The sequence below is a fragment of the Bacteroides sp. An322 genome, assembly GCF_002161765.1.
Taxonomy (GTDB): domain Bacteria; phylum Bacteroidota; class Bacteroidia; order Bacteroidales; family Bacteroidaceae; genus Phocaeicola; species Phocaeicola merdavium.
In genome coordinates this window covers 58,044-70,176 of the sequence record NZ_NFIN01000021.1, presented here as the reverse complement: position 1 = coordinate 70,176, position 12,133 = coordinate 58,044, and the positions used below count along the sequence as shown (strand labels likewise).

General features: G+C 47.5%; 9 protein-coding genes. All 9 read left to right on the top strand.

Annotation, left to right across the window (positions count from 1 at the left end):
- Positions 1-227 precede the first annotated feature (227 nt).
- The 9 genes from nagB (at position 228) to B5F91_RS11280 (ending at position 11,938) form a co-directional block, all read left to right on the top strand.
- On the top strand, positions 228-1,019 hold the full coding sequence (gene nagB / locus B5F91_RS11320) for a glucosamine-6-phosphate deaminase (RefSeq protein ID WP_087429197.1): 792 nt from the start codon (positions 228-230) through the stop codon (positions 1,017-1,019).
- 45 nt (positions 1,020-1,064) lie between these two features.
- Complete coding sequence (locus B5F91_RS11315) at positions 1,065-3,050, top strand: glucosamine-6-phosphate deaminase (protein WP_087429196.1); 1,986 nt, start codon at positions 1,065-1,067, stop codon at positions 3,048-3,050.
- 142 nt (positions 3,051-3,192) lie between these two features.
- Positions 3,193-4,842 carry an amino acid permease gene (locus tag B5F91_RS11310; RefSeq protein ID WP_087429195.1) on the top strand — a complete coding sequence of 550 codons (1,650 nt, stop codon included), beginning with the start codon at positions 3,193-3,195 and terminating at the stop codon, positions 4,840-4,842.
- A 77-nt stretch (positions 4,843-4,919) separates the two neighbouring features.
- A complete protein-coding gene (cysQ, locus tag B5F91_RS11305; protein ID WP_087429194.1) occupies positions 4,920-5,753 on the top strand; it encodes a 3'(2'),5'-bisphosphate nucleotidase CysQ in 834 nt (277 codons plus the stop codon).
- Complete coding sequence (locus B5F91_RS11300) at positions 5,750-7,318, top strand: SLC13 family permease (protein ID WP_087429193.1); 1,569 nt, start codon at positions 5,750-5,752, stop codon at positions 7,316-7,318. Before cysQ ends, B5F91_RS11300 begins: the two co-directional genes overlap by 4 nt.
- 118 nt (positions 7,319-7,436) lie before the next feature.
- Positions 7,437-8,033, top strand: coding sequence for an adenylyl-sulfate kinase (gene cysC, locus B5F91_RS11295; RefSeq protein WP_087429192.1), 597 nt, complete (start codon positions 7,437-7,439; stop codon positions 8,031-8,033).
- Between the two features lie 168 nt (positions 8,034-8,201).
- Positions 8,202-9,113 (top strand): sulfate adenylyltransferase subunit CysD, encoded by a 912-nt coding sequence (gene cysD, locus B5F91_RS11290; RefSeq protein ID WP_087429191.1) that lies wholly within the window; start codon positions 8,202-8,204, stop codon positions 9,111-9,113.
- An 86-nt stretch (positions 9,114-9,199) separates the two neighbouring features.
- Positions 9,200-10,705 carry a sulfate adenylyltransferase subunit CysN gene (cysN, locus tag B5F91_RS11285; protein WP_087429190.1) on the top strand — a complete coding sequence of 502 codons (1,506 nt, stop codon included), beginning with the start codon at positions 9,200-9,202 and terminating at the stop codon, positions 10,703-10,705.
- A gap of 90 nt (positions 10,706-10,795) precedes the next feature.
- The gene (locus B5F91_RS11280) at positions 10,796-11,938 is read left to right on the top strand and encodes a sulfotransferase (RefSeq protein WP_087429189.1); all 1,143 of its coding nucleotides are present in this window, start codon (positions 10,796-10,798) and stop codon (positions 11,936-11,938) included.
- Positions 11,939-12,133 lie beyond the last annotated feature (195 nt).

Here is a 12,133-nt window from a genome sequence, read left to right as displayed (position 1 = left end):
TTATTGTTTGGTACCTTTAAAGATATAACATTTTTCCAATTGACCGACTGATTTGAGATCTGAAGATGCTTATAACATTATTCTTGAATCAATTCAAAACAGTTTCTTAGAATATACCCAATTTAAACCCCATCAACAGTTGGTTATACGCAATAAATTTTGTATCTTTACAACGATTCTAAAAACAAAAGCTAATATCAAACATACAGTTCTAAAAACTAACCACTATGAGAGTAATTATCGAACCTGATTATCAATCACTTTCCGCATGGGCTGCCAATTATGTAGCCAAAAAAATCAACCAATATTCTCCTTCTCCCGAACGTCCCTTTGTATTAGGATTGCCCACAGGATCTTCTCCTTTAGGCATGTATCGGGCTTTAATTGAACTTAACCGACAAGGTGTCGTTTCTTTCCAAAATGTAGTAACATTCAACATGGATGAATACGTAGGGCTTCCCGAATCGCATCCGGAAAGTTATCATTCGTTTATGTATAATAATTTCTTCAACCACATCGACATTCCACGTGAGAACATCCACATCTTAAACGGAAACGCCAAAGACTTGGAAGCCGAGTGTGCCGATTATGAGAAATTGATTGCATCATACGGAGGAATCCACTTGTTTGTGGGCGGTATTGGTCCCGACGGGCATATCGCTTTCAACGAACCTGGCTCTTCCCTGACTTCGCGCACCCGCATCAAGACATTGACCACTGATACCATTGTTGCCAATTCGCGCTTTTTCGATAATGATACGGCAAAAGTACCCAAAACAGCATTGACCGTAGGAGTAGGAACGGTAATGGACGCGCAAGAAGTCATGATTCTCTGCAACGGTCATAATAAAGCACGTGCCTTGCAACATGCCATTGAAGGAAGCGTAACCCAAATGTGGACTATCAGTGCCCTACAGTTGCATCGTCATGGCATAATCGTATGCGATGAAGCAGCAACCGATGAGTTGAAAGTAGGCACCTACCGCTACTTTAAAGACATCGAACGAGAGAATCTGTAATTTTCATAGTAAAACGACTTCAAGATTAACCATCTATATGTAATTATGAGAACAAATCTAAGTTCACAAATATCTTTGAACCGGGTATCGACCCGGTATTACAAACCAGAAAACACAATAGACCGTTCTGTGTTGACCCGTTTTGAAAAAATACCGACCAATATCTATGAAACCGTAGACGAAGGCGTGAGAAGCATTGCCGAAGATATTATCCGCAAAATACAAGAACGGCAACACGATGGGAAATTCTGTACATTAGCATTAGGCACAGGCACTTCCTTACGCCCGCTTTATGCCGAATTGGTACGCCGGCATAAGGAAGAAGGCATCAGCTTCCGTAATGTCGTGGTTTTCAACCTATACGAATATTATCCGCTTACCGAACAAGGCAACAGCAGTATCGGACAATTGAACGAATTATTTCTGAGCCAAGTAGACATTGACCCACAAAATATTTTCACGCTAAACGGAACAATCCCGCAAGATGCCGTCATCGACCATTGCCTTCTCTATGAGCAACGCATCAAGACGTATGGAGGCATTGATATAGCCATTATGGGAATCGGGCGCGAAGGGAACATCGCCATGAACGAACCAGGGTCTACCGCCTCTTCAGCTACCCGACTGACCTTCGTAGACGTCACGTCACGCTCGGAGGCTGCTCATAATTTAGGCATTGACAATCTCCCTCCCTGCTCTATCACTATGGGTATCAATACGATTATGGAAACCCGCCGCGTATATTTGCTGGCATGGGGAGAAGACAAGGCAGACATTATCAAACGGGCTGTAGAAGATAAGATTTCGGATACACTCCCGGCTTCATACTTACAAATGCACCGGAATGCCACGGTATGCATTGACCTGCCAACGGCTTCACACCTGACACGCATCCAACGTCCATGGCTCGTGACCAGTTGTGAATGGACCGACAAGCTCATCCGGAGTGCTATCGTATGGCTCTGCCTCCTTACAGGAAAGCCCATTTTAAAATTGACCAACAAAGATTACAATGAAAACGGATTAAGCGAGTTGCTTGTCTTGTATGGTTCTGCATATAACGTGAACATTAAGATTTTCAACGATCTGCAACACACCATTACCGGTTGGCCCGGAGGAAAGCCCAATGCAGACGACACTTATCGTCCCGAACGTGCCAAACCATTCCCCAAACGTGTAATTGTTTTCTCGCCGCATCCTGATGATGATGTAATATCTATGGGCGGCACAATACGCCGTTTGGTGCAACAAGGACACGATGTGCACATCGCTTACGAAACGTCAGGAAACATTGCTGTTGGGGACGAAGAAGTGGTACGGTTCATGCATTTCATCAATGGATTCAACCAATTATTCGACAACAACCAAAATGAAACAGTACGCAAAATGTATGCCGATATCAAGCAATTCCTGCTTCAAAAGAAAGAAGGCGATATCGACACACGCAACATCCTGACCATTAAGGGATTAATCCGAAGAGGAGAAGCCCGCACGGCATGTACATACAACCGTATTCCGCTCAGCCACGTACATTTCCTCGACCTTCCTTTCTACGAAACCGGACGCATTGAGAAAGACCCAATTAGCGAAACCGATGTACACATCGTACAAAAATTGCTTCAAGAAGTCCAGCCACACCAAATTTATGTAGCAGGCGACCTTGCTGACCCGCACGGCACACACCGCGTCTGCACCGATGCCGTACTGGCAGCTATTGATGAAGAAAAAAATGCCGGAGCGGAATGGTTAAAGGATTGCCGTATCTGGTTATATCGAGGCGCATGGGCTGAATGGGAAATCGAAAACATTGAAATGGCAGTTCCTTTAAGCCCTGAGGAACTCCGTGCAAAACGAAATTCCATTCTCAAACACCAATCACAAATGGAAAGCGCACCTTTCTTAGGTAACGATGAACGGTTATTCTGGCAACGGAGCGAGGACCGGAACCGAGGAACCGCCTCACTTTATGATAAACTGGGTTTAGCATGCTATGAGGCTATGGAAGCCTTTGTAGAATACAAACCATTGTAATTGAGCATTAAAATAATGTATACTAGAGGGTGTTTCAAAATAGGTTTTCATTTTGAGACAGCCTCTTTTTCAATCTATATACCCTGTTTCTCGCTTTTTTATATTATATTTGCCGCTTGAATCAGAGAATATTAGCAAAAGAATGGAAGGATTATTCGTCAGAAAAAGCATAGATGCCTTGCAGGCAGAGGCGGGACAAACGGGCGTCCGAACCTTGAAACGGGTATTGGGACCGGTCAGCCTTGTGGCTTTGGGCGTAGGCGTAATTATCGGAGCGGGGTTGTTCTCGATTACAGGAACGGTGGCTTCGGAATATACGGGGCCTGCCATTACGCTTTCGTTCATCATTGCCGCTATCGGGTGCTGCTTTGCGGGATTGTGTTACGCCGAGTTCGCTTCGATGATTCCGGTGGCTGGAAGCGCCTATACGTATTCGTATGCCACGATGGGCGAGCTGATAGCCTGGATTATCGGATGGGATTTGGTATTGGAGTACACCGTGGCGGCTACTACGGTGAGCATCAGTTGGAGCCGGTATCTGGTGGTGTTCCTTCAAGGGGTGGGCATCGACCTGCCTCACGCATGGACGGCTTGCCCGTGGGACGGGGGGATCGTCAACATTCCCGCTATGGTGATCGTAGTGTTAATGAGCCTGATTCTGATGCGGGGCACGGCGGGCAGTTCGTTCTTCAACGGACTGATTGTATTCTTGAAAATCAGCGTGATTTTAGTTTTCGTTTTCTTAGGATGGAAGTTTATCCAAGCGGAGAATTATGTGCCTTACATTCCGGAGAATACCGGAACGTTAGGCGAGTTCGGCTTTTCGGGCATCTTGCGCGGAGCGGCTATCGTGTTCTTCGCTTTCTTGGGATTCGATGCGGTGAGCACGGCGGCGCAAGAGACGAAAAACCCCAAGCGTGATATGCCTATCGGCATTTTGGTTTCCCTGCTGGTCTGCACCGTATTGTATATCTTGTTTGCCCATGTCATGACGGGTGTGGCACACTATACCGCCTTCGACGGACAAGAAGGCATCGCCCCGGTGGCGGTCGCTATCGAGCACATGGGCACGCCGGATGCCCAAGGGGTTATCGTCCCCGCATATCCGTGGCTGAACAAGGCGATTATCCTTGCCATCCTGTTCGGCTATTGTTCGGTGATTATGGTAACCCTGCTCGGTCAGAGCCGCGTATTCCTCAGCATGAGCCGCGACGGGCTGCTTCCTCCGTTCTTCTCGCGCATCAACCCGCGTTTCCGCACGCCGGTGCATAGCAATTTCCTGTTTATGATAGTGGTAAGCCTTTTGGCTGGTTTTGTCCCGGCTCAGGTGGCGGGCGAGATGACCAGCATCGGCACCTTGCTTGCCTTTACCTTGGTATGTGCGGCGGTGCTCATCGTGCGCAAGACAATGCCCGATGTACACCGTGCGTTTAAGACTCCGTTTGTTCCGTTCGTGCCTATCATGGGTATCCTGACGTGTTTGTGCATGATGTGTTTCCTTCCGGCGGACACCTGGATACGCTTGGTGCTCTGGATGCTGGCGGGACTGGATGTGTATGCTTGCTACGGGCGGAAGCATAGCTGCTTAGAACCAGACAGGGCACACCGCAAGGGAGATACGGCACTGAACGTGCTGGGGCTGGTGTTGGCGGTGCTGAGTGTCATCACGGGATTATGGCACCAGCAGACCGTAGGCTGGGAAGCGGACAAGACTTTGCTTGTCATCTCCTTCGTTTTCGCGTTCACCCATTGTGCTTACTACATGTGGAGGTTTTGGCGAATGAACAATTGACAATTGACACAAAAAACGAGATATAGACTATTGATAATAAAAGAAAAAGCTGTTATTTTACGCCAAATTAGACAGATATGGAAAAAGAAGAATTGATGCTGGCTATCCGTGCCGCAATAGAGGCAGGAGCAGCGATAATGAAAGTATATACCGACCCGGATGCGGACTTCGAAATAGAACGGAAGGCGGACAATTCGCCTCTTACCATAGCCGACAAGCGTTCGAACGAAGTGATTATGAGCCACTTGTCGGCATTGCCCTATCCTGTGTTGAGCGAAGAAGGGAAAGCCATTCCTGCCGAAGAGCGGAGAAACTGGAAAGCCTTGTGGGTGGTCGACCCGCTGGACGGGACAAAGGAATTCATCAAACGCAACGGGGAATTTACGGTAAACATCGCTTTCGTCAACGAAGGGAAACCCGAAGCGGGCGTTATCTACATCCCGGTAAAAGAAGAACTTTATTTTGCCGATGGTGAGTCGGGTGCTTATAAAGTGGAACATATCCGTGCATTAGACGCAAACGAAACCTTCGAATCTTTGTTGGCTCGCGCGCATCGTCTGCCTTATTCCGCAGATGTTTCCGGTGACGCTTTTATTATCGTGGCATCGCGCTCGCACCTGAATGCCGAGACCGAAAGCTTTATCGCCGATATGGAACGGAAATACCCGAAAGTAGAAACGGTATCTCGGGGAAGCTCGCTCAAATTGTGCCTGATAGCCGAGGGCAAGGCGGATGTATATCCCCGGTTTGCTCCTACCATGGAGTGGGACACGGCGGCGGGCCATGCCATCGTGCGTGCTTCGGGAGGCGAGGTATATCAAGCCGAGCACCCCGATACACCTTTATTATATAATAAGGAGGATTTGTTGAATCCGTGGTTTATCGCTTACCCTAAAAAGAGACGCTTATGAATTTCGAGATACTTTTTGTATTAGTCGGGCTGATAGGGATGCTGATTGCCCTCATCATGGACAAGATGCGTCCGGGCATCGTGTTGCTCTCGCTGGTCGTGGTGTTCATGGCGGCGGGCATCATCACCCCGAAACAAATGGTGGCAGGCTTCAGCAACCGGGGCATGATTACGGTGGGCTTGCTTTTTCTGGTGAGCGAAGGCATCCGCCAAAGCGGTGCATTGGCGACCGTGATAAAGAAGCTCCTTCCCGAACGGAAAATGACGGTGATGCAAGCCCAGCTTCGCCTGCTTCCGGTGGTGAGTGCGGTTTCAGCCTTCCTTAACAATACACCTGTAGTGGTTATTTTCGCCCCGATAGTGAAGAATTGGGCGAAGAAAGTGGGCTTGTCGTGTACCAAATTCCTCATTCCTTTGTCGTATGCCACGATTTTAGGAGGTTTGTGTACCCTGATTGGCACCTCTACCAACTTGGTGGTGCACGGCATGATGATAGACCGTGGCTTGCCGGGGCTGAAGATGTTCGACCTTGCCTTTATCGGCATTCCCATTACGGTGGTCGGGCTGCTCTTTATCTTCCTGACTTCGAAGAAATTGCTTCCAGCCGAGCGTCCCGATAATTTCGAGGAAGAAGAAGCGGACGCGGCGGAAGAAAACGGAAAACACATTGTGGAAGTGGTGCTTGCTTCCCGTTTTCCGGGCTTGAAACGGAAATTGAAAAGCTTCGACTTCAAGCGCCGCTACGGTGCCGAAATCAAAGAGATACGCCAAGGCGGACAGGTGATTACCGAAAATTTAGGCGAAGTACGTTTGCAGGAAGGCGATACGCTGGTGTTGCTTGCCGATGACGCTTTCACGAAGACATGGGGGGATTCTTCGGTCTTCTTGATGATGACCAACGGGAAGGAAATCCCTTCACGCCCCATGCCGGAATGGAAGAAATGGACGGCTTTGGCACTCTTGCTTATCATGATTATCGGAGCCACCATCGGCGAACTTCCGTATTTCCAAGAAAGTTTCCCCAATGTAAAGATGGATATGTTCTTCTTTGCGGCGGTCACGGCGGTCGTAATGGCTTGGCTTAAGATATTCCCGCCCAAGAAATACACCAAATACATCAGCTGGGATATCCTGATAACTATTGCTTGTGCTTTTGCTATCAGTGCGGCAATGGAAGAATCGGGCTTGGCGGCACTGATAGCCGAATTTATCAAGAGTGTGTCCGGCTCGTTGGGTGCATGGGGAGCATTGGCGTTGCTTTATTTCGTCACGCTTGTAGTGACCGAACTTATCACCAACAATGCCGCGGCTGCACTCGCTTTCCCATTGGCGTTGGAAACCGCAGGGCAGTTCGGTGTAGACCCGATGCCGTTCTTCATTGCCATCTGCATCGCCGCATCGGCTGGGTTTGCCACCCCAATTGGGTATCAGACAAATCTGATTGTGCAAGGTGCCGGAAACTATAAGTTCACCGACTTTGTGAAAATCGGTCTTCCTATGGACCTTATCGTAATGATACTCTCGATAGGGCTTATTCCGTTGATTTGGCCCTTTGTTGCGGTGTAAACGAAAGTGTGTAAGACATGATAAGAAAACGCAGATTTTCGCAGATTAACGCGGAATCAATTTTAAATTATAATCTGCGAAAATCCGCGTTAATCTGCGTTTTTAAATAATATAGCAAATGAATAACATTTATCCGATATTTGACAAAATGCTGACCCGTGCCGATAAGGAAGCCTTGTTAGGACAACGCGGGTTGATGGTATGGTTTACCGGGCTGAGCGGTTCGGGCAAGAGCACCATTGCCATTGCACTGGAGCGCGAATTGCAAAAGCGCGGTTTGCTTTGCCGCATCCTGGACGGAGACAACATCCGGAGCGGCATTAATAATAACTTGGGTTTCTCGCCCGAAGACCGTGTAGAGAATATCCGCCGCATAGCCGAGGTGGGCAAACTATTCGTAGATACGGGCATCATTACCATAGCCGCCTTTATTAGCCCGAATAACGAGTTGCGCGAAATGGCATCACGCATCATCGGCAAAGATGACTTTGTGGAAGTGTATGTCAGCACCCCGATAGAAGAATGCGAACGCCGGGACGTGAAAGGCTTGTATGCCAAGGCACGCCGGGGCGAAATCAAGGAGTTTACGGGTATCTCCGCTCCTTTCGAAGCTCCCGAACATCCGGCACTTTCGCTCGACACATCAAAGCTCTCGCTGGAAGAGTCCGTAAACCGGTTATTGGAATTGATATTGCCGAAAGTGAAAAGAATTTAGATTAAAACGCAGAGACGCAAAAACGCAGAGAAATATAATTAAGAGAAAAGCAAAGTCCGCAAAACCTTGCTGAGACTTAACTTCTCTGGGTTCTTTGCCTTTCTCAAAAAATAAAAAACTTTGCGCTTTTGCGCCTCTGCGTTAAAATTAAATCATAACATATAACTTATGGAAGAAACATACAATTTGAGCCACTTAAAAGAGCTGGAAGCGGAATCTATCCATATCATCCGCGAGGTGGCAGCCGAATTTGAAAATCCGGTGATGCTCTATAGCATCGGAAAAGACTCGTCCGTAATGGTGCGGCTTGCTGAAAAAGCATTCGCCCCGGGAAGACCGCCTTTCCCTTTGATGCACATTGATTCGAAATGGAAATTCAAGGAAATGCTTCAGTTCCGCGATACGTATGCCAAGGAACACGGATGGAAACTGATTGTAGAAAGCAACATGGAAGCATTCCGTGCCGGAGTGGGTCCCTTCACCCACGGAAGCAAAGTGCATACAGACCTGATGAAGACTCAAGCCCTGCTCCATGCGCTTGATAAATACAAATTTGATGCAGCTTTCGGAGGCGCACGCCGCGATGAAGAGAAATCGCGTGCCAAAGAGCGTATTTTCTCTTTCCGTAACGAGTTCCACCAATGGGACCCGAAGAACCAACGCCCGGAATTGTGGGACATCTACAACACCCGCATCCGCAAGGGCGAGAGCATCCGAGTGTTTCCCTTGAGCAACTGGACCGAACTGGACGTATGGCAATATATCCGTTTGGAAAAAATCCCTATCGTGCCGCTTTATTTTGCTAAAATGCGTCCTACGGTCAATATCGACGGCCAACTTATCATGCCCGATGATGACCGCTTGCCCGAAAAATACCGCGACAAGATAGAGATGAAAAAAATCCGTTTCCGTACGTTGGGATGCTGGCCCTTGACCGGTGCTATCGAGAGCGAGGCTGATACCATCGAAAAAATCGTGGAAGAAATGATGACCACCACCAAGAGCGAGCGTACGACCCGTGTCATCGACTTCGACCAAGAAGCCAGCATGGAAGAAAAGAAGCGGGAAGGATACTTCTAAGTGAATAATGAATAGTGAATAATTAATAACGATGTTATCTCGACACCGTTATTAACTATTAATTGTTAACTATTAACTGAAGAAAGATGGAAGAAATAGATAAAACCAAATCAGGAAACCCGATGGAAGGCGAAGAAAGAGGCCGGATGTCCATTGAAGAGTTTCTGAAAAAGGACGAAGAGAAAGACTTATTGCGTTTTCTTACCGCAGGTTCGGTAGACGATGGCAAATCGACCCTTATCGGACGTTTGCTTTTCGATAGCAAGAAGATTTATGAAGACCAGTTGGATGCGCTTGAACGCGATAGTAAGCGTGTGGGCAATGCGGGCGAACATATCGATTATGCCCTCTTGCTCGACGGATTGAAAGCCGAACGCGAACAGGGCATTACCATTGATGTGGCATACCGGTACTTCTCTACCAACCACCGCAAATTCATTATTGCCGACACTCCGGGACACGAACAATACACCCGCAACATGATTACGGGCGGGTCTACTGCAAACTTAGCGGTTATCCTTGTGGATGCCCGTGCGGGAGTCATTACCCAAACCCGCCGCCATTCGTACTTGGTTTCTTTATTGGGCATCAAGCATGTGGTCTTAGCGGTCAATAAAATGGACTTGGTGGACTTCTCGAAAGAAGTGTTCGATAAGATTGTAGCCGATTATAAGGCATTCATCACCCCATTAGGTGTACCCGATGTGACTTGCATCCCTCTCTCTGCATTAGACGGAGACAATGTAGTGGAAAAATCCGCACGCACCCCGTGGTACGAAGGACCTTCCTTGCTGGAATTCCTCGAAACCGTGCATATCGGGAACGACCATAACCTGACCGATTTCCGCTATCCCGTGCAATACGTGCTCCGTCCCAACCTTGACTTCCGCGGATTCTCATCCAAAGTGGCTTCGGGTGTCGTACGTAAAGGAGACGAAGTAATGGCGCTTCCTTCGGGAAAGAAAACGCATGTGAAAGCCATTTACTCGCCCGACGGGGAATGCGAATATGCTTATCCGCCCATGTCCGTCACCCTGACCTTGGAAGACGAGATAGACGTGTCGCGTGGCGAGATGTTGGTACATCCCGATAATGTGCCGATGGTAGGGCGCAACTTCGAGGCGATGTTAGTATGGATGGACGAAGAAAAGATGGACATGGAAAAATCATTCTTCCTGAAGCAAACCACCAATACGAGCCGTACCCGCATCGATAGCATCCAATATAAGGTGGATGTCAACACGATGGAACACCTGAGCGTAGAAAACGGAAAGCTCCACAAGGAAGAAGTGCCTTTGGAACTGAACCAAATCGCTCACGTGGTGCTCACTTCATCGAAAGAATTGTTCTTCGATCCTTATACTCAAAACAAAGCTACCGGAGCATTTATCCTCATCGACCCGATTACGAACAACACCAGTGCCGCAGGCATGATTATCAACCGGGTGGAAGACAAGGACATGCATACCACGATGGAAATCCCCGTGCTCGACTTGCCTAAGTTGGGCATCGCTCCCGAACATTATGAAGCGATAGAAACCGTGGTAAAAGAACTGGAACGGCGCGGATATGCAATAGAAATTAAGTATTAATTGACAATTGATAATTGACAATTGACAATTAGCCATGCCGTATGATGATTGTCAATTGTCCATTGTCAATTGTCCATTGTCAATTGAATTATGGGCTTATTAGAATTCAGCAAATTGCCGGTGAACACGTTGGTGGGAGCCGATTGGAAAACATTCAACGAAATAATGCGCGGACGGGCGATTGACCCGAATTACCGCGGCAAATATCGCTTGACCAAAGCCGTATGCCGCTTGCTTTCCGTACTGAAACCCTTGCAGGACAAGAAGTATGAAAAGTTCTTGGCATCCAAACCTTTGGAGCACGACCCGGTGTTCATCCTCGGACATTGGCGAAGCGGAACCACCTTCATGCACAATGTCTTTTCGTGTGATAAGCATTTCGGATATAACACCACGTACCAGACTGTATTCCCGCACCTGATGATGTGGGGGCAACCTTTCTTTAAGAAAAACATGAGTTGGCTGATGCCCGACAAGCGTCCTACCGATAATATGGAGCTTGCCGTAGACTTGCCTCAGGAGGAAGAGTTCGCCCTCACCAACATGATGCCTTATACGTATTATAACTTCTGGTTCCTGCCCAAACATACCCAAGAATATGCCGACAAGTATCTGCTGTTCGAGGACATTACGGATGCCGAACTGAAAGTATTCGAAGAAACATTTACCAAGCTCATCAAGATTTCGCTTTGGAATACGAACGGCACTCAGTTCTTGAGCAAGAACCCGCCGCATACGGGACGTGTGAAAGAATTGGTAAAGATGTTCCCCAACGCCAAGTTCATTTACCTGATGCGTAACCCTTACACGGTATTCGAATCTACGCGGAGTTTCTTCACCAATACCATCAAGCCTCTCCAGCTACAAAACATCACCCCCGAAGAGCTTCAGGAAAACATCCTTTCGGTTTATGCCAAGCTTTATCATAAATACGAGGCAGACAAGCATTTCATCCCTGAAGGCAATCTGGTGGAAGTACGCTTTGAGGATTACGAAAAGAACGCGTTCGACCTAACCCAAGAAATCTATCAAAAACTTTCTCTGCCCGGATTTGAAGAGGCACGTCCTGCTATCGAAGCCTACGTCAATAAGAAAAAAGGGTATAAGAAAAACAAGTACCAGTATAAACCCGAAACGGTAGAGCTGGTAGAAAAGCATTGGAGCTTCGCCCTTGATGAATGGGGATATCATTTGGATAAAAAAAATAAAGAGGCTGTCTCAAAATTGAAATAAACTTTCATTTTGTCATCCTGAACGCCGTGAAGGATCTCGAATACACAAGCTGATGTACACGAGATTCTTCGCTACGCTCCCTTAGACATTACTTTTTAATAGGCAATTCTCATTTTGAGACAGTCTCTTTTTTGTATCTCCAGGCTCACATAAAAATTACAATAAGGACGATAAGCTATTTAGGAGTAGCATATT